Consider the following 19,884-nt stretch of genomic DNA (forward strand, 5'->3'; position numbering starts at 1 on the left):
TTTACAGGCGTCGAGTCGCATATTGTTGGTAATCTACAGGTGCCGCAGCTTTGCGTCGCAGTAACACCACGCTCAGCGCCCACATCACCAAGCCACCGGCAAACAAACTCGCACTGACATAGCCCGTTTCGTTCATCTGTAGACCATAAGTAAGGGCCATGCCCCCAGCCCACGGACCGATTGCATTGGCAGTATTAAAGGCACATTGCACCAGCGCCCCAATCATGGCATGGCCTTGCGGCGAGACCTGCATAAGCAGCGACTGGATCACGGTGCCTAAACCAACACTAAAGCCAATAAAGAAGATCACCCCACACAGCAGATAAATATTTGTGGCTACATTAACATACAGCAACGCAAACAAGGTCGCGCCAAGCAGCGCTGCACCTGTGGTGATAAGCGCAGAGTGATCGGCGGCTTTACCCAGTACATAATTGCCTAAGGTACAGCCTATACCGAACATTACCATGGCGATGGAAATGGTGACGGCAGCGCTTTGCGTAACCTGTAAAATGGTGTCGGCGATATAGGTATAAATACAAAAGACACCACCAAAACCTATGATAATAATTCCGAGAATAGACCAAACAAGTGGATTCTTAAGCACTTCTAACTGATCGCCTAAATGAGTGTGCTCTTTGTTGGCTTGGTTTGGCACCAGCCATAACACCAGCACAAAAGCGATTAAGGCCAGTAGGGCCACCAGAGCTAAACAATAGCGCCATGAGAGTGATTGGCCTATTAAGGTAACGAGCGGCACACCGACAATAGTGGCGATGGTCAGCCCCATAAATACCTTAGCCATAAAGCTTGCGCGGCGATGAGCGGGGGCCAGCTGAGCCGCCAGCAACAGCGCAGTACCAAAATATGCGCCATGAGGGAGGCCGCTTAACAAACGAAATAGCACGAGCTGCTCCAGCGTTTGTGCCATTGCGCTGAGGCCATTGGCAACAAACATAATGGCAACGAATATGGCCAGCGCGTTTCGCTTATTCATGTTTGCGCACACGAGCATAAACACCGGTGCGCCAATCACGACGCCGATGGCATAGGCGCTAATGGCATAGCCACTTTGCCCGGGGGTTACCGCAAAGGTCTCACTGATCAAAGGTAACATGGGCATCATCGAAAATTCGGTCAGACCTAAAATAAAGGTCCCCAAGGCTAACACGAGTAAAATAACGCCAATAGGTTGGCGGCCCTGACTATCAAGGTGGTGCATAAGAACCCTTTTGTAGTAATTGGTTGTGATTATCGGCGTCAATGGAGACAGAAAAACAGGAGAGAGATTGAGTCTGAGACTGTACGACGCCTATTTGTATGATAATTTAAAGTGGCACCCTCAAGCAAGGGTTGAGCTTAGGTTTGTACCCTGAATTCGAATGCAGCGCCAGCCTCACACCGACGCTATAAGGGGTCGTTGTTAGTAGTCGAATTTATGTTGGCTAAACAGGCTTTGTACCTGTTGCCATACCGGGCCGGGTTGGCCGCTGCCAATGACTTGATCGGCGACTTTAACCACCGGACCGACTTCTTTGGTTGCCGAGGTGATCCATACTTCATCGGCGTTAAGTAATTCCGCTTTGCTGATCACTCGTTGTTGCACAGCAAAGTCGCTGTGCTCGGCTAAAATAGTGAGGATCAGCCAGCGGGTGATCCCGGGCAGAATCTGATGATCTAACGGCGGGGTGCTGATCACGCCATCTTTGACGATAAACACATTGCTGGAGCTTGCTTCGGTAATCTGCTCATCACTATTGAATAAGATGGTTTCTTTGTTACCTGCCGCCGCGCCGCTTTGATAATGCATCACATTGCCAAGCAATGCGGTGGACTTAATGTTACAGCGTTGCCAGCGTTTATCTTGCTCGAGGGAAACATGGTAGCTGGTGGCTAATTCCGGATCGCAAACCGGCTCGCCGGGCAGTTCAAAGCAAAAGGCGAAAACCGTGGGCGTGATACCTTGCGGGTAGGCGTGGTTGCGTTTGCTATCGGCCCCACGGCTAACATGCAGATAGATACCTTGGTTTGGGCCCGGGTTCTTGGCAATCAAGGTGTCACAGATTTGCCGCCATTGCTGCGCCGTGTAGTCAAGCTCAATATCAATGGCCGCTAACCCCGATTGCATGCGTTGGATATGGGCATCAAACCCGAGCATCTTGCCGTGGTAGGCGGGCACCACCTCATAAATGCCGTCACCAAATAAAAAACCGCGATCCATCGGTGAGATTTTAGCCTGCTCTGGTGGCATGTAATCGCCATTTAAATACACAAGGCTCATGGGGTTTCCTCATTCTCTTGGGGCAAAAAGCCCGTTAACTGTCGTAATTGGTTGATGATACCTTGGCCATGGCTGGCATCGAGACTGTCTTCGGTCAGCTCATTGCGTAAAGTGACGCCATCGACACTGCCCAGCTCGCTGCAGTAGCGCAATAACGCCGGGCTATCAATATCACCTAACAGGTCTTGTTGCCGCCACAACCCCAGAAAAGCAATTAAGCCATATGCGCCCCAGTTCGATACGTCGGCCACAACCAACTCATCACAACTGGTGACACTGGGGGTAATTGCGAGTTGTTCAAGGGCTTCGCTTACCTTACCCATGCCAATTTCATTGCCGCCATCGCCAATGGCCAAGGTTGGACACGGGGCCAGCGTCATATAGGGGTCAAAGCTGGCGCAGCCGGAGCTAATATCTTCACCGCGCATATTGGTGTAGCGTCCTTGCGCGTTGAGCCCAGGACGCTCAATGGCGAGCACACAGCTGACGCGGTGATGGTGGTAGTAGGCCTGGGCTTGTTGATGAGCGCCTACGACATCATTTAAAGGCAGCGGCATACAGTTATAATCCTCGGCGATCTTCCTGTATAGCGGATCTGCGCAGATTAATTTAACTTCTTTGCCGAGTGTGGTTAGCGCCTGATATAGCGCCATTGCGCCGACCGGGCCATCGGTTTCAAAGGTCCCCGCTACGGGGAAGCCCGTAGCAATTAAAATTTGCTCTTGGGCCGCAAATAACTGTTTTGCGGCGCGATAGACATAGCCGGGTTGCAGCGCCTTTTGTATCTGCGCCATGCCACGTAAATTCTGCGCCACCAGGCAGTCTTCAATGTGTCGACTGAGCTGTAGTTGCGGTGTTAGCGGGCACACAGTGCACGGATCTCTTTGATGGCATTGACGGCTTCGAGATTATCGCCATGAACACACAAGGTATCGGCATTGAGCGCGAGGCTTTGGCCACTGTCGGTGATGACTTTGGCCTCGGCCACCAATAATTGAACTTGCTCAAGCATAGCTTGCTTATCCAACACACTGCCTGATTGTGAGCGCGGGGTAAGGGTGCCTTGATCGGTGTAGCGGCGGTCGGCAAAGGCTTCAAATAACAATGACAGGCCGTGCTGCTGTGCCATTAATTCATGTTGCTGACGCTGCCCGGTGGCCAGCACCATCAGTTGCAACTCGCTTGGGTAGCTGGCGATGGCCTGCATCACGGTGGCGAGAATAGCGTTATCACGCATCATGTCGTTGTATAAGGCGCCATGCGGCTTCACATAGCGCAGCGTTAACCCTTGCACCCTGGCCATGCCCTCTAAAGCGGCGATTTGATAATGTAAATCGCTACACAGTTCGTCGGCACTGAGCGCCATGGAGCGTCGTCCAAAGCCTTGGCGGTCAGGATAGCTGGGGTGTGCGCCAATACTTACCTGATGGTGTTTGGCCAGTGCTAAGGTGCGGGCCATTACCTGAGGATCGCCGCCATGAAAGCCGCACGCGATATTGGCTAAATCAATGTGAGGCATGGCTAAGGCATCCTCACCCATACGCCAGTTGCCAAAGCTTTCACCTAAGTCGCAATTCAATAGCATAAACACTCCTAAAAGCTCGATAGTGCGGTGTTTTTAATATCTAAAATCAGCATATGTCCGGGGCTGTGGGTGATGCAAAAATCGGGGCGAGCAGTGGCAATGGCCACCTGAGGCGTCACCCCACATGGCCAGAAAACCGGCACCTCCCCTGGCTTTATACTCACCGCATCACCAAAGTTGGGCCGCTTAATATCGTTAATGCCAATGGCCTGAGGATCGCCAAAATGCACCGGTGCGCCGTGCACGCTAGGAAAGCGGCTGCATATTTGAATGGCGCGAATGGCGTCTTTAGGGGTCATGGGCCGCATACTCACCACCATGTTGCCGCCAAACACGCCGCTGCGGTGACAGGCTTGATTGGTCACATACATGGGAACATTGCAGTTTTCGGTGATATTGCGCACTTCAATGCCATCGGCTAATAACGCCTCTTCAAAAGAAAATGAGCAGCCGATCAGAAAGGTCACTAAGTCCTTGCGCCACAGCGCGGTGATTTCGGTTTGCTCACTGACCTTTTGTCCTAGCTCATATACCCGGTATTTGGGAATGTCGGTGCGAATGTCCAGATCCTGCGCTAAACGCGGTAGCTCGGTGGCGCCGGCTTCAGTGTGACCGAGTAACGGACAGGCCCGTGGGTTATTTTGACAAAAGCCCAAAAAATCATAGGCATATTTTTTAGGCAAGATCACCACATTTGCTTGCACATAACCGGGGGCAAACCCAGAGGTATGCCCTGAATAATGACCATCGCGTATCAACCGGCGGATGTCCGCAGGTGTTTTTAAAGAGGCGTTTGCGTCCATAACAGTATCTTATATCGTGTTTATCCCCACCCTAGCGCAGAACCTTGGTCGGCGCTATAGTAACCGGCAGTTCTCCAGGGGCCTGCCGCAATCCCAAGAGTACCTTGGCCAATGCAGTAAAGGCGGGGCCTTGTACGGTTTCGCCATCATCAACATCAATATTATACGCATAGGTTGCCAACACGGCCTGCGCGTAGGCGCCAAATTGAGTAATGTCATAAGGGGCTCGTAAGCTGACGAATATCACCGGGGTGTCGCTTTGCTGCGCGTACTGTAATAACGATTCCAGCGCATCGGGTTGCTGCTGACGGTTCAGCGCAAACTGCGCTAACGCTGAAACATCGTCCATGCCGCCTATTTCGACGGCACTTTGTGGTGGGCTGGCATTCGCAGCGAGAACCACATCGGCGTCATTGATATCCAGGTATGCTTGCTCAGGGTCGTGGCCTTGCAAACTAATGCAGTGAAACACTCGGTGCTGCTCGCTGAGGTGATCCAGAGCTTGCTGCAACGCCATACACTTACGGGTATCGGGCATAATGAGCGCCACTTTGCGCGCTTGCTTAATTAGGGTGGTGGCTCGCTGTCCAGCTTTGATATCGGTGATAGCGGCGCTGGCCAGCTCGGCTTCAATGGCCCGGTGACTGGCGTTGCCTAAGGTCATCGCCGCTAGCTCGGTTTGTAGCAGATGATTGTCAAAGTGCGCTGGCAGCAATTGATAGTCGGCTTTCAAAGCCATGACTCGCTGCGCTGATTGCGCAAATTCGCCGCGCTCTAACTCGCCGCGCTCAATGGCATGGGCTACGGCATCAATGAGCTTATTAAGCTCGGCAATATCTTGTTCATTGCGAATAGCAATGGGCATAAGCGCAATATCGACACCGGCCTTGAAGGTATTAATGAGCGCGTCCTCGGGGGTGAAAAAGTCACTGATACCCGCCATATCTAACGCATCGGTGATGGTGACACCCTGATAACCCAGCTCCTCACGCAGCAGTGAGGTCATAATGGCCCGCGACATGGTCGCCGGTTTAACCATTGTTTGTCCCTGTTTACTGACAAAGGTGCTGCTGTCGAGCGCCGGGTATTGAATGTGTGCGGTCATAATCATGCCCGGGGCATGGCCGGCCTCAATCACCGCCCTAAATGGGGCAATATCTTGGGCCATGACCTGCTCTTTGCTATGCATGACCTTGGGCAAACCCGTGTGGCTATCGACATTGGTATCGCCATGACCCGGAAAGTGCTTTAACGCGGCAATGACCTGTTGGCGTTGATAGGCGTCAACCTGAGCGCCACCAAGCTCAGCGACTCGGGCCGGGTCTTCACCAAAGGAGCGCACATTGATCACCGGGTTGTTAGGATTCATATTGACATCTAAGGTGGGCGCGTAATTAACGTTAAAACCAACGGCCCGTAGCTCTTTAGCAATTACTTTGGCACTGGCGCTGGCATATTCACTGCCATGCTTTGCATAGGTCGCACCGATGGACATATTGCCAGTCATCGCCGTACCAAGATGACGGGGAATCCGAGCGACACGCCCCCCTTCTTGGTCCACACTAATAAACAAAGGGGCCGCTAATGAGGAGGCCAGCGCCGCTTGTTGTAAGTCGCGGTTCAGCGCGACAATTTGCTCGGTGTTGTCTATGTTCTCGGCAAATAGGATCACGCCACCAATGTGGTGTGTGCTAATGGCATCGGCAAGAGCCTGTGGCAGCTTGGTCATCGGGGTGCGACAGCGGTCACTGGCAGTGCCATCACCGCAGTAATAGCGAAAGTCTAACATTAGCTTTTGGCCAATTTGCTGCTTTAAGGTGAGCTGGGTAGCGGCAAAACTTGGGGCACTCATAACGGCATATCCTACTATGGCAAGGCTTAGCGCCTTGGCTATCTGGCGAAAAAACACGGCTCGCTCCGAGACTGATTTTTGGAATAAACTATTCACGATTCTATAGTGTGTAGTGGTAAAAAAACAACCACTTTAGACGAGCTGGCCTTAACATGTACTGATCTCAGTTGCTTAGGTGTAAAACTATCTACCTTAAGGGATTTAATAATATTTTATTCCAAGCTATGCTAAGGCACATCGCCCGCTATTAGTGACCGTCATTATGTCAGAGTACCGCGCCGCCATGGAAGCCTTCATTGAGGCTGCCCGTGAAACCTTATCCTGCGAGCAGGTGATCACTGATTATGCTTTGCGTTATGCCCTGGGTACCGACGCCAGTTTTTATCGCCTCACCCCCGAGTGTGTGGTGCGTGTGCACCATCGCGCGCAGGTGCAACAGTTAATTACCCTAGCCCAGCGCTTTGAGGTTGCGTTAACCTTTCGTGCTGCTGGCACCAGCCTCTCGGGACAGGCGATTAGCGACAGTGTATTGGTGGTGCTCAGTGACCAATGGCAGGATTATGAAATCGGTAGCAACGGCGATTGGATAACGCTATCACCAGCGCTTATCGGTGCCAAGGTCAACCAGCTGCTGGCACCATTTGGGCGTAAAATAGGCCCTGATCCGGCTTCGATCAACAGCTGCAAGGTGGGCGGTATTGCCGCAAATAATGCCTCAGGCATGTGCTGTGGTGTTAAGCATAACAGCTACCACACGCTTAAGGACATGCACATTATTTTGGCCGACGGTACTGAGCTAAACACTGCAGATGCACACTCTTGTGAGCAATTTCGTCGCAGTCACGGCGAGTTCGTACAGGCCCTCGAGCACCTCGGCGAGCAAGTGCGGGCAAACCAGGCGCTGCGCACGCGCATTGAACATAAATACCGACTGAAAAACACCACAGGATATGGCCTGAATGCGCTCGTCGATTACCAAGATGGTATCGATATTATAAAGCATTTGCTGATCGGCTCCGAAGGCACCCTTGGATTCATTGCCAATATTACCTACCACACCGTGCCCCACAGTGCGCATAAACACACCGGGCTGTTTACCTTTGCGACAATAGACAGTGCCTGCGATTTTATCGAGCAGCTTAGTCGCTACCCCGTAGAGGCGGTGGAAATGCTCGATAAACGCGCGCTGATGTCGGTGCGAGAACAGGCCATTATGCCCAACGAGGTTGTTGATTTTCCGGCGCAGGCCACTGCGCTGTTGATTGAAATTGCCGGCGCTGACGAGTCTGAATTACAGACCACCAGCGCCGCTGTCAGTGCCTTACTCGAGCGTTATCAAAGCGATATTATTCATCAATATGCTCTGAGCAGTGATAGCGAGCGGGCACAGGCGCTGTGGAATGTGCGTAAGGGCACCTTCCCAGCGGTGGGGGCGGTGCGGGAGATAGGCACCACAGTGATTATTGAAGATGTCGCCTTTGCGCTCAGCGATTTGGCACGCGGCATTAAGGCGTTGCATGCCTTGTTTGCCAAGCACGGCTACCAGGAAGCCATTATCTTTGGTCATGCTTTAGCCGGTAACCTTCATTTTGTATTTACCCAGCGCTTTGATAACGATGAGCAGGTGGCGCGCTACGAGCAATTTATGGCCGAGGTGGCGCAGTTGGTGGCCGTTGAACTCAATGGTTCGCTGAAAGCCGAGCATGGGACGGGACGAAACATGGCCCCCTTTGTGGCCCTAGAGTGGGGAGATGATGGCTATGGAGTCATGAAACAGATCAAACATCTGTTTGATCCCAAGGGGATTTTTAACCCTGGAGTGATCATCAACAGCGACCCGCGTGCACACCTGCAGCATGTTAAAGCTCTGCCAGCGACCGATGACACTATTGATAGCTGTATCGAGTGCGGCTTTTGCGAACCTGTTTGTCCATCGCAAGGTTACACATTAACGCCGCGCCAACGTATTAGTTTGAGTCGTCATCAACGCGAGCTTAAGGCGCAATTAGCCAGTAGCACCAGTCCAAGCCCTCGTTTACGGCAGCGTTTAGGGGCCGTTCAAAGCCGCTTTCAGCACTTAGTCGATAGCAGCTGCGCCGCAACCGGATTATGTGCAACGCGCTGCCCTGTTGGCATAGACACCGGTGCCTATGTGAAATCGTTACGCCAACAAGAGTTTGCGCAATCGCGTTTGGCTAATCGCATTGCCCAATTCAGCGCGCAGCATTTTCAGGGCAGTACTCAGCTTGCCCGTTTTGGCCTCAGTAGCATGAAAAAGCTGGCCCATGTGGTGGGCGAGACGCAGCTGCACAACAGTACCCAGTGGTTGCATCAGCGTTTTGGCACCCCTCTCTATTTCAGCGCCTGGCCGCAAGGGCAGGGGCAGCCAACACCCACATCGAACCACAGTAAGTCGGGGGAGCGTAACGTGGTGTACATTCCTAGCTGTGCAAATCGGGTTTTTGCTAACGATGGCGAGCACAGTGTGCAGCAAACACTGCAACAATTATGTGCCAAAGCAGGCTTTACGGTTATTGTGCCCAAACAACTAGGGCAATTGTGTTGTGGTATGGCGTTTCACAGTCGAGGCGCGCAGCACCAAGCCCAGTATAAGCAGCAACAGCTTCAGCAGGTTATGGCCGAACTCAGTGACAACGGGCGTTGGCCGGTGGTCATGGATGCCAGCCCCTGTGCCTTGCACAGCTCCAGTGGTGGAGACATCGCGCCGCTAGATAGTATTACCTTTGCGCAGCAGTACCTGCTGCCTCATCTGCACATTATCCCCAGTGCCGAGCCTATCTGGTTACATGTCACCTGTAGCTCGCAACACCTCGACGGAGGCAAGGCCATGTTGGCGTTGGCACATGCATTAAGTGAGAAAGTCAGTACCACCGATATCAGTTGTTGTGGTTTTGCCGGTGATAAAGGGTTTACGCATCCTGAGCTCAACAGCCATGCTTTGCGTCATCTTACAGACTCGCAGCCCCCTGGCTGCAAAAGCGGTTACAGCAACAGTCGCACCTGTGAAATTGGCCTCAAAGCGCACAGTGGTGTGATGTTTACATCGCTTTTGCTGCGCTTAAATGAGCAAGCGCAAGCACGCAGTTAACGCTTGCCCTTGGGGACATAGACCATGGCCTGTGCTTTGCGTTTGGCTAGGCTTTTCACGCGCGCATCAATGCATGATGAAAACGTCATGATCGCCGCGCCCATAAAGGTGCCGTCGTCGGCGTAACCAAAACTTGTGGCCAAGTCATGGATTAAATCATAGGGAAAAAGCAGATACGCTAATGCGGCGATTAACGCTAATTTATACGTAGCCGTGCATTTCGGTGAATGCCATGCGAAATACAGGGTTAGAAGCTTTGCGAGCAAGGCGCGAATGCAGATGAGTAGCCAGCGTGGATAGACTCTTTGGTGATTTAAATTGGGTTTGCTGTGCATAAGTCACTCCTGTTGTTACTGACAGCATAATGCCTGCGCGCAATAAAACTATTACACGGCGTTACCCTATGCTTTTTTACAGGCTCATTGACTCTTTTAGTTCGCTCGGAGTGAGGCCGGTCCAGCGCTTAAATGCGCGACGAAAGTTTGGGGTGTCGTAAAAAGCTAAGCGATTGGCCACATAATCGTTGCCTTTATCACGAATGCTAAGTAAATAAACCGCTCTAAGCGTTTGCTGTTGTTGTTGTAATTGGGAAAAGCGCCAGCCATGCTCCTTGAGTTTGCGCTTAAAAGTGGCAGGGCTCATGGCCATATGCTGGGCGAGAGCGGCTAAGCTAAGATGCGGTTGGCGCGATAACAACTGGCACAGCGCAGCGATGAAATACGGCGGCGACTCACAATGAGGTTGGCTTTGCAGACGCTGCCAGCGCAACAGACTGGCATTGTCGTTAGTGCATCTGAGCATCGTGGCAGCAAAGGACCATTTATATACAGGCTGGGCAAAGCGTAAACGCGTGCCAAGGTTGTGCTCAAACTCATACATATGGCGTGGGCGCTTACAGGCAAAATCAAAGTGACAGTGTGGATAGCCTTGGCTTAGGCGCTTTAACAGCGCATAGAAAGCGCTGCTATAGGCCTGCATAAGTAATTCGGTTGCCTTACTCTCTGGGGCCAGGGTTGGCGTAATAAACACATGCACTTGGCGCTGATAAAGGTGGTAACGAACATGGACCAGTGGCGCAATGTGTTGGTAGAGGCGTTGCAACATACGTAGGCTATCGCCAACAGTGGGCGCGCATAGCAAGGTTTGCCCGACAGTGCCCAGTTCATTAAGTAGTTGCTGACCTAATAAAAATCCCGCATCGGGGTGAGGAAATTGGCCTTGGTATTGTGCCAGCAAGCGCATTAGCTGATGATGACTAAAACGGCTGTGTGGGTCGAGTAAGTCGTCACTAAAAATCCCTGTGCCTCGCAGTAGCTTGTGCAAATCAGCACCACGAGCCAGAGCCAGCTCGGCGATGGCACTGATCAGCCCCTCACTGCTAATGACTTTTTTATCTTGAAGCGCAAAGCGTGGCATCACCCTGGCCTGGTCGGTTTTTTTGTTGTTGTAATTGCTGTTGCAGCTGCCTCAACAGCTGCGGCAACGGCTCATCTTTTGCGGTTTCAATAACGGCGCTGTAAGTGTTTATGTAGTGGGCTTGCCCTTGGGGGCCAAGGCGAAAGGCGCAGTGGCGAATGGCGCTTTGTAACTGCGCGATAAGCTGCTGTGCTTGGCGACTCGTGGTGGCGGGCAAAAGCAGAATGAAGCTGTCGCTGGCATAACGACTGAGTACATCACCCATACGAATATTCATCACCATTAAATCGCTGAGCTCACGCAGTAATCGATCGCCGGTGGCAAGGCCGAAGCGGGCGTTGACGGTGGCAAAGTTCTCTACATCAATCATGGCAATACAACATTTAGTCTCGCTCTCGCGGCTGCTATCGAAGACTTTTTGCACATACTGAATACGATATAATCCGGTGACCGGGCACACTTTTTGGTGGTCGCGCATGTGTGCCTCACGGCGAGCCAGTTGGCGGTTCAGCACAAACTGCTCTTGATGCCACCAATACAGCCCAGCACTGGTAAATAACATGCCTATGGGGGCAGGCAGAGACTCAATCCAACTTAACCAATAGCGACTGGGCTGGTGTAACCACTCATCAAGCAAGTCCAATGATGCAGAAAACATAAATAGCCCCAGCCCTAGCACCAACAAGGTTGTGACTTTACCCGGTGGCCGAGACACCAGCAGCGCGACAATCCAGCTTAATGTCATGAGCACAATGCCGCCTTCGCCAAGGATATCGAGCCAGGCAATATCACCACTGTATTTGAGCTCCCCCAACTGATAGCTGAGTAGCGCGGCAAGTACCAACCAAGCGATGCTTATATGAGCCAGTAAGGGATGAGTGCGAAATGGGTTAAAGCGCATGAAAGACCTTGAGTTAATGAGTGTGTGGTTATGCTAGCGGGCCAACTTCACTATGGGCAGGGTCATATTGGCTCAATGATATGACAGCATCATGACCACGCCATGCGATAACACCGTGCAAGCGCCCGTTCTTTGCTCTGCGAGTAGGGTTTTTACAGCTCAAAAGCCGCCATAACGCGGCCCATTTAGCTCGCTTGGGCAGCGCGATAGTAGCGACTGTCACAGTGCTGTCATCTGCGGTTTTTAGCTTAGCGCCATACCAAGGACACGCAGGAGAAAATAGCAATGACAAGCTTTAAACTAAAAGCGCTGGTGGCGGCATTAGCGCTTACCAATATCAGCGCCTATGGCGCTCAAGAAAACGCCAACAAACCGGTGAAAGTATCTGAGGAGCTGGTGGTGTATGGCGACATCGGTTATCGCAACCGCTCGCAGCAGCTAGCGCCCACTTTGGAATATGATCAAGATTACTTTCAGCGCTTTGAACCACTCACCGCTGGCGATGCCCTTAAACGGGTGCCGAGTGTGACTTTTTTATCTGATGTGCTGGAATCCGACGGCGCGCGTATGCGCGGTTTGAGTCCTGCCTATACGAAGGTGCTGATCAATGGCGAAGAAGTACCCGGTGCTGGCGCCGACCGCTCATTCTTTGTTGATCGCATTCCCGCTGAGCTCATCGAACGAGTGGAGATCATCCGCTCGCCCAGTGCTAACCGCTCCGCCGATGCCATTGCCGGTACGCTGAATATCGTTTTGCGTGATGGCTATAGCCTAGACGGTGGCTACTTGCGCGCCGGCGGCCTGCGCTACGATGATGGTGAATTTAAAGAAAGCCTAGGCGGTGTCTATGGCACTGAACTTGGCGGCGGGCGCTTGTTACTGGGAGCCAATTTACAAGGGCGCTACAACCCCAAGAAAAAGACCAGTTTTCGCTACGGTGATAGCCCGGAAAACAACCCCGACTACCGTGAACAAACCTTCGATAATCGCGAACGTCAAGACGATACCCGTGATGGCGATGACACCTCACTGAACGCCAGTTATGAATACACCTTCAACGATGGCGCCTATTTCGACATCAGCGGTATTTGGGTCGACACCGAGCGCAGCGAGGATGAACGCTCATATGAGTATAACCACCCCAGTACGGCCAGTGGTGATGCGGCCAACGGCGGTAGTTTACTGACCGATAATGCCAATATTGCCGATATTGAGCAGACCAATTACAGCCTGAGCTCCAGCTATAACCAGCCACTTTTTGGCGGTAACAGTAAATTTAAGGTGGCTGTGGCGCGCTTTGAAGAGTCGGTATTTGAACAAGAGGTTGAACTCGATACCGCTGAATTGCCCATGGTATTGGAGCAGGAGCAAGAGCGCAGCGACATTGATGATAAAGAGTGGACGCTACAGTGGCAGCACAGTCAGCCCTACAGCGATAGCAAACAATGGCAAATCGGCGCGTTTTGGCAACAAAAAGAGCGGGACACCGATATTTACGCCTCTGAAAGTGAATTAGAAACCATGCAAAGCAGCTGGGATCAATTCGCGCAATCGCCGCTGTCGCTGGCCACTTTTGATGCGCCATTTGAGGCCGTTAGCGGCGGTGTGAACACAGTGCAAGAGCAGCGTTTTGATGTCTTTGCGTTACTTAAACACGAAAGTCAGGAGTTTGCTTGGGAGCTGGGTGTACGTTGGGAGAGCACCGATTCGCAAGTAGACAACCATGTTGATGCGGTGCGCACCGACAACGATTACGACTTTATTTTGCCTTCCGCTCATATACGCGTGCAAGTGGCAGAAAACGGCCGTATCAACGCGTCGTTAGCGCGCAGCTTACGTCGTCCGGACTTTGACTATATTACCCCCGCGCTGCGTGAGGAAGAGTTAGCCGACAACGACTTACTGGGTAACCCGGGACTTGAGCCGGAGTCGGCGTGGGGCGTCGACCTAGGTTATGAGTATCGTCTCGGTAAGACTGGGGTGATGGGCGTGAATCTGTTTTATCGTGATGTCAGTGATTTAATTGAAATCGCCAATACCGGTATGCAAGGGGCCGAAGGTGAGGGCACCTTTGTGCTGCAACCCCGTAATACCGGCGATGGCACGGTGTATGGCGTTGAGCTCGACTTATCGACACCTTTAGGCGCGTTGGGGCTACCCAATACCGGGGTGTTTGTGAATTACTCTTGGCTTGATAGTGAAGTCGAGGACTTTTTCGGTGAGCGTAAATTTAACGACCAATCAGATTACGTCTATAACCTCGGGTTTATTCATGACTTTCCTCAGCTAGGCGCGTCTTTCGGGGCCACCTATCGCAAGCAAGGCGATGCCCTCGGGCGCTTTGTCGGTGAAGAGGTAAGCACGCACTATGGCGCTGATCTTGAGCTGTTTATAGAAAAACGTTGGCAAAAGCTGACGCTACGGATGGTGGGCTCCAACTTACTGGATGCCAGCAAAGAGGAAGTATTCAACAAGTTCGATACCTTGGAGCAGCAAATTGAGCGGGACTTTGATGAATACGAATTGGAGTCGGAGCAGGCCGGGCCCGTGGTGCAATTGATGTTGCGCTACGCCTTTTAAATTTAGGCGTGGTGAGTTATGCACCACGCTAATGAGGAAAGAACATGATTAAGCAGTTAATAACTCTCTTTGCCTTGCTCGTAGCGCCGCCATTATTGGCCCAGAGCACGCCCATTTATAGCGATGCGCTCTATCAACAGCAGCGCATTGAAGGATTGGCGCCCTTGGCAGATAGCATCAACTTTGCCGTTATTGGTGATTGGGGCCACAACGGCCACTTTCATCAGCGCCCCGTTGCCCACCAGTTAGAGATTGCCTTGTACCAACTGGATGGTGACTTTGTGATCTCCACCGGCGATAACTTTTATCCCGGTGGTGTTGCCAGTACCCAGGATCCATTGTGGCAAAGTGCCTTTGAGCGGATATATCACGGCCCTCATAGTTTTGTGCCGTGGCACAGTGTGTTGGGCAACCATGACTACTTAGGCAATGCCCAAGCGCAAATTGATTACAGCAACGTCAGTGGCCGTTGGCAGATGCCGGCACGCTATTACAGCCAGCGCTTCACGTTGGCAAGCGGTGAGCCTGTGCTGGTGTTGTTTTTGGATACCAATACCCTAGTCAGTGACTATCGCACCCGCGCCAAGTACCGCGCCACCCAAGGGCAAGACCCAGGGCCACAGCTCGCATGGCTAAAGCGGCAATTGGCGGGTAGTGACGCAGCATGGACCCTCGTTGTGGGCCATCACCCCATTTACACCAGTGGCAAACGCTATGGTCGCGATAACGGCTTGGTTGAGACGTTAGCACCGCTGCTGCAGCGCTATGGCGTTGATGCCTATATAGCCGGCCATGAACATGACTTACAACATAACCAAATTAAACACAGTGATCTGGCGCATTATGTTTCTGGCGGCGGCAGCGAGGCGCGCAGCGTCGAGCAACGAGAATTTACGCGCTACGCCGAAGCTACCCCAGGCTTTTTAACATTTTCAATTAATGCCGATGCACTGCAGATGACGGCGATTAATCACCGGGGCGAAGTGCGTTACCAACATAAACAACTGCGCCGTAATAAGGAGCAAAAACATGACCATTAAAAATAATAAGCTCGTTAATGTCAGTATGGCGGCGGCGCTAATGGCGCTAACCCTGTTTACTAAACATAGCTACAGCGAAGGCCTAGCGGTGACGGAGCTCGGCGAGCAACATAATATGCAGGGCTCGCAGGCTCAGTGGTTGCACACTGGGCACTGGCTGCTCGCCAGTGAAAGCCAAGGCTTATTGCTGCTCGAGCAACATCAGCAACAAATCACCCCGTTGCTCGCTGGTAATTATGAAGGCCTGTCTTTACGCCAGCTAAGCCCACAGCGCTATGCGCTAACCAGTATTGATAATAGTGCCGATGCGGTGGTGGTATGGCAGTTAGATTATGATGGCGCTCAATGGCAGATTGATGAGCTGTCACGGCTAACACCGCCGCAAGCGCAGCCGGAAGCGGCCTGTTTATACCATGATGCGCAAACGCGCACGGTGTCGGTATTTGTTGCCGATGTGCGCGGGCTTATTTCGCAAACGCTGGTGTATGATCTAGAGGCTGCGCAGCCGATGCAGCTGCCGATTCGTACTTTTGCTGGAATCAGTGAAGCGTCTGGCTGTGCCGTCAGCGATCAGGCTCAGCAGCTCTTTATCAGTGAGGCAGAGCTGGGTGTGTGGAAGATAAACGCCAACAGCGAATCGCGGGCCGATAAAACACCTGTCGCCTTGGTCTCGCCATTTGGGCAACTGGCACCGGAAATTGCGGCGCTCAGCAGCGACTCCGAGGGCTATATCTACTTTACCAGCAGTCAGCGCCAGCAGGTGTATCGCTACGATCCACTGCATGAAACGCTGCAAAGCTGGCACCTTGAGGGGCCCGAATTAGGCCTTGAGGCTATTGCTGTGGGCGCAAACAGCCAAGGGCAACAACAAGCTGTGTTGTTTGCCGATAAGCTCGATAGCTATATCAGCACCCAGCTACCCAGTGCTAAACAGATGCCTGCAAGGCATGCAAAAAGGTTGCAACAGGTGAGCGCAAGCGCTGAAACTACGCCGGTAGCCGCCTTTGGCGATGCGGCGGACGACCCCGCTATTTGGGTCCATCCGAGTAATGCGCAACACTCGCTGATCCTGGGTACAGATAAACGCCGTGGCTTAATGGTCTATGGGCTTGATGGTCAGTTACGGCAACAGCTCGCTGTAGGCCGGGTAAATAATGTTGATGTGCGCCAGCATCAAGGTATCAATAACGCCACCCACACGTTAATTGCTGCAAGTAACCGCAGCAACAATAGCATTAGTTTGTTTACCGTGAGCAGCGATGGGCAGGTACAGCAGCTCAGTGATATTGCCACTAACCTAACAGAAATTTATGGCCTGTGTATGTACAGCGCGCAAAGTGGCCATTATGTGTTTGTGAATGACAAAAATGGCACCTATCAACAGTATCGTATTAGCGTGCAAGACACCGAGGTTCACGGTCAACGTGTACGCCAGTTCTCATTGCCAAGCCAACCCGAAGGCTGCACCACAGACGATCAATCCGGGCAACTATTTATGGGCGAGGAAGATGCGGGTATTTGGTTTATCGGCGCTGAGCCTGATGCTGGCACCATGGCAAAGCGTATACAGCGGCTAGATAGTCACCTTGTTGCCGATGTTGAGGGCATGGAGATTTATCATCGCGACGATGGCACACGATTGCTGGTGGTATCCAGTCAAGGTGATAACAGCTATGTGCTTTATCGCATAGAGGGCACGCGCTCCGAGCCGACGCTAACGCGATTAGTGAAGTTTGCGGTGACGGCTGATATTGAAAAAGGCATAGATGGTGTATCGGAAACAGACGGACTAACGGTCACCGCCCATGCCTTACCAGGTTACCCTCAAGGCGTGCTGGTTGTTCAAGATGGTTATAACCGTATGCCGCAACAACCACAAAACTTTAAAATTATTGATTGGCGGCAGATAGATAAATTACTGCCTTAAGTAGCGCGCGATGTCTGGCTATGAGCCGGGGCATCGCGCAGCCAATGTGCGAATTGAATTATTGTCATAACTGAAATGGTAAAATGTTTCTATACTTTGACGGTGACGACAATAACAGAGTGCGTTTATGGCCGTAGTTCCCAGCTTAATAGTGTTAGCCGCAACATTAACCTCCATGCAACTAAATGACGTGCTGATGCGGGCCGAAAGCCATGCACGTGAGCGCCCGCAGCAAACATTGGCCCTATACCAACAATACAATGATAGCTTCGGCTCTGTGCCGACGTCGGTGCGCTTTCGCTGGTATTTCGCGGCTGCTCAAGCGGCCATATTCAGCAATAACTTTAGCCAAGCGCGCGATCTTATCGACAGTCTTTTAGCCCTTGGTGATAGCAAAACGCAGCAGCTGAGTCGTAGCTATAATTTATTGGGTATTTGGCTTAAGAAAAACCACCTATTAACCGATGCAGAGCACGCCTACCAATGCGCATTTACAACCGAATCACGACCTATTTATCGCGCTATCTATCTTAATAATATGTTGATTGTTGCCCGTCATCGGCAGTCTTATCAGTTGGCGCAAAGTTATTACGACCGCGCAGCAGCCATTCTACAAGCCCACCCAAATGACGCTTTAAGCGCCAGCCTTGCCAATAATATGGGTATGTTAAGGTTAAGTTTGGGTGATATTAAAGGAGCTGTGGGGGATTTTCGTAAAGCCACTTTTTTAAAAGAGCAGCATAATCTCGCGTTAAGTCAATTGAATGCAGCGATGAACTTGACCTTAGCGCTGTTGTTAAACGAGCAGAGTGAGCGCGGAGCACGATTACTTGCCGATATAGATGCGTTAGTTGCACAGTCTGCTGACCCTGACCGCCGTACCTTGGCTGCATACCTGCACGCAATGCTCGATAAGCAACAACACCAACCAGTGCGCCACACCGAGCAGCAATTAAGAGCACGCTATACACACATAAAAGATGATAGCCTAGCTCAGTTAGTGCGCTACAGCGCCGACTATTTAAACCTGAGCTTACCAGCGCGAGCTGTTAACCTAGGTGAAAGCGCCAGTGCGTCCATGCAGGCGGCACTGCAGCGCTGTCAAAGCGCTAACCTCAACGAACACGTGCATCGCTGAGTCCCGCATGAGCGGTGGTTTTCCTTAGCGATGGAATAGGGTATTGTTTATTTTATCGCTTTGGTCAAAAACAGGAATGAAAGGTTATGAAAGGGTGTGTTATCGGTGCCGCTGTGTTTGCCAGCGTCATTCTCAACCCTGTGGCAGCGAAGCCGAGTGAATTTGTCGCCATTGCTGATATCGCGCCAAGTATTCAAAAAGATATCCGTTATTTTGGTCGTGATAACTTTGTTGGTACGACTATCGATGGTTACTTGGCACCTAAATGTCTGTTACATCAAGATGCCGCTAAAGCGCTAGCAAAGGTACAAAAAAAGGCACTGCAACAAGGCATGACCCTGAAAGTGTTTGATTGTTATCGACCACAGCGCGCCGTTGATCATTTTGTCCGCTGGGTGAGCGATACCAGCGCACAAGATACCAAAGCACATTATTATCCGAATCTGGATAAGGGCGTGTTACTTGGTGATTACATTGCCGCAAAGTCGGGCCATAGCCGAGGTGCAACCGTTGATTTAACCTTAGTCGACATGGCTTCCGGTGAGGAGCTGGATATGGGCTCGGCGTTTGATATGTTTGACCCGATATCAAATACTGATGATCCGCGTATCAGTGCGCAACAGCGCAACAATCGCTATCTACTACGCGACCTCATGACAGCACAGGGCTTTGCCCCCTACGCGATGGAATGGTGGCACTTTTCCTTAAAACCCCAACCCTATCCAGATACCTATTTTGACTTTGTGGTGCGTTAGAAAACACACAAGTTATAGACTCGGAACCTGCTGCATATTGAAGCCCAGTTAGGGGCACTTCATAGTGTGAGCAAATCTGCAAATGACCTCTAACTTCTTACCCATACTCTAATGATGAAAGAGCTCTCGAAAACTAAAAATGAGCGTGTGAATAATGAAAGCCGAAGATTTGCCAATAAATGAGTTCATTCCTAAGCTGAGGTATTCTTTGACATTAGTCGCCTGCATCATGGCGTTGGTGTTTTGTTATACGACGATATCGATCACTGTCAATATAGTTTTTTCTTTAGATCAACACCTTAAAGAATGGTATATGGCTACTATGCTGGGGGTACTCATAGTGTGCGCAGTGGGGTGGATGTTATCTCGAGGTAAGGTAGGCGTTTTGCCATACTGTAAGTTGGTAGTGTTACTCTGTTTTATCGTGCACCTATGTTTGTTGGTTTTAGGCGGTGCCGAGCTTAACTCATACCGACCCACATTAGCATTGGTTTTTT

Annotated in this window: 15 protein-coding genes; 6 read left to right on the forward strand and 9 right to left on the reverse strand. The window is 51.5% G+C overall.

Features of this window, described 5'->3' with window-relative positions:
• Window position 1: 1 nt before the first annotated feature.
• The 6 genes from MHM93_RS16480 to MHM93_RS16505 all read right to left on the reverse strand — a co-directional run bounded on the left by MHM93_RS16480 (window position 2) and on the right by MHM93_RS16505 (window position 6,521).
• Window positions 2-1,222 (reverse strand): MFS transporter, encoded by a 1,221-nt coding sequence (locus tag MHM93_RS16480; RefSeq protein WP_138509146.1) that lies wholly within the window; start codon window positions 1,220-1,222, stop codon window positions 2-4.
• A 201-nt stretch (window positions 1,223-1,423) separates the two neighbouring features.
• Window positions 1,424-2,281 carry a D-amino acid aminotransferase gene (locus tag MHM93_RS16485; protein ID WP_045980096.1) on the reverse strand — a complete coding sequence of 286 codons (858 nt, stop codon included), beginning with the start codon at window positions 2,279-2,281 and terminating at the stop codon, window positions 1,424-1,426.
• Window positions 2,278-3,096 carry a glutamate cyclase domain-containing protein gene (locus tag MHM93_RS16490; protein WP_239449875.1) on the reverse strand — a complete coding sequence of 273 codons (819 nt, stop codon included), beginning with the start codon at window positions 3,094-3,096 and terminating at the stop codon, window positions 2,278-2,280. The genes MHM93_RS16485 and MHM93_RS16490 overlap by 4 nt, the downstream gene beginning before the upstream one ends.
• Before the next feature lie 41 nt (window positions 3,097-3,137).
• Window positions 3,138-3,866, reverse strand: a complete 729-nt coding sequence (locus MHM93_RS16495) for a 5-oxoprolinase subunit PxpA (protein ID WP_239449876.1) — start codon at window positions 3,864-3,866, stop codon at window positions 3,138-3,140.
• Between the two features lie 8 nt (window positions 3,867-3,874).
• Entirely contained in the window at window positions 3,875-4,669 is a 795-nt protein-coding gene (locus MHM93_RS16500) for a putative hydro-lyase (RefSeq protein ID WP_239449877.1), read from the reverse strand.
• Window positions 4,670-4,700: 31 nt separating this feature from the next.
• Window positions 4,701-6,521, reverse strand: a complete 1,821-nt coding sequence (locus MHM93_RS16505) for a glycoside hydrolase family 3 protein (protein WP_239449879.1) — start codon at window positions 6,519-6,521, stop codon at window positions 4,701-4,703.
• Between the two features lie 262 nt (window positions 6,522-6,783).
• On the opposite strand from MHM93_RS16505, the gene MHM93_RS16510 reads away from it, so the two are divergent.
• The gene (locus tag MHM93_RS16510) at window positions 6,784-9,630 is read left to right on the forward strand and encodes an FAD-binding and (Fe-S)-binding domain-containing protein (protein ID WP_239449880.1); all 2,847 of its coding nucleotides are present in this window, start codon (window positions 6,784-6,786) and stop codon (window positions 9,628-9,630) included.
• Here the strand turns inward: MHM93_RS16510 and MHM93_RS16515 are convergent.
• From MHM93_RS16515 to MHM93_RS16525, 3 genes are all read right to left on the reverse strand, one after another.
• The gene (locus MHM93_RS16515; RefSeq protein WP_239449881.1) at window positions 9,627-9,965 is read right to left on the reverse strand and encodes a DUF1232 domain-containing protein; all 339 of its coding nucleotides are present in this window, start codon (window positions 9,963-9,965) and stop codon (window positions 9,627-9,629) included. The genes MHM93_RS16510 and MHM93_RS16515 overlap by 4 nt on opposite strands.
• 76 nt (window positions 9,966-10,041) lie before the next feature.
• Window positions 10,042-11,046: an AraC family transcriptional regulator gene (locus MHM93_RS16520; RefSeq protein WP_239449882.1), complete on the reverse strand. Its 1,005-nt coding sequence runs from the start codon at window positions 11,044-11,046 to the stop codon at window positions 10,042-10,044.
• A complete protein-coding gene (locus tag MHM93_RS16525; protein ID WP_239449883.1) occupies window positions 11,021-11,947 on the reverse strand; it encodes a diguanylate cyclase in 927 nt (308 codons plus the stop codon). The genes MHM93_RS16520 and MHM93_RS16525 overlap by 26 nt, the downstream gene beginning before the upstream one ends.
• A gap of 285 nt (window positions 11,948-12,232) precedes the next feature.
• Between MHM93_RS16525 and MHM93_RS16530 the strand changes: the two genes are divergently transcribed.
• The 5 genes from MHM93_RS16530 to MHM93_RS16550 all read left to right on the forward strand — a co-directional run bounded on the left by MHM93_RS16530 (window position 12,233) and on the right by MHM93_RS16550 (window position 19,387).
• Window positions 12,233-14,527, forward strand: a complete 2,295-nt coding sequence (locus MHM93_RS16530; protein WP_239449884.1) for a TonB-dependent receptor — start codon at window positions 12,233-12,235, stop codon at window positions 14,525-14,527.
• 44 nt (window positions 14,528-14,571) lie between these two features.
• Window positions 14,572-15,567: a metallophosphoesterase gene (locus tag MHM93_RS16535; RefSeq protein ID WP_239449885.1), complete on the forward strand. Its 996-nt coding sequence runs from the start codon at window positions 14,572-14,574 to the stop codon at window positions 15,565-15,567.
• Window positions 15,557-17,494 carry a phytase gene (locus MHM93_RS16540; RefSeq protein WP_239449886.1) on the forward strand — a complete coding sequence of 646 codons (1,938 nt, stop codon included), beginning with the start codon at window positions 15,557-15,559 and terminating at the stop codon, window positions 17,492-17,494. Before MHM93_RS16535 ends, MHM93_RS16540 begins: the two co-directional genes overlap by 11 nt.
• Window positions 17,495-17,621: 127 nt before the next feature.
• Window positions 17,622-18,632, forward strand: a complete 1,011-nt coding sequence (locus MHM93_RS16545) for a hypothetical protein (protein ID WP_239449887.1) — start codon at window positions 17,622-17,624, stop codon at window positions 18,630-18,632.
• Between the two features lie 86 nt (window positions 18,633-18,718).
• The gene (locus MHM93_RS16550; RefSeq protein ID WP_239449888.1) at window positions 18,719-19,387 is read left to right on the forward strand and encodes a M15 family metallopeptidase; all 669 of its coding nucleotides are present in this window, start codon (window positions 18,719-18,721) and stop codon (window positions 19,385-19,387) included.
• Window positions 19,388-19,884 lie beyond the last annotated feature (497 nt).

Origin of the sequence: Pseudoalteromonas sp. MM17-2 (assembly GCF_022347945.1) — a bacterium.
Lineage (GTDB): Bacteria > Pseudomonadota > Gammaproteobacteria > Enterobacterales > Alteromonadaceae > Pseudoalteromonas > Pseudoalteromonas ruthenica.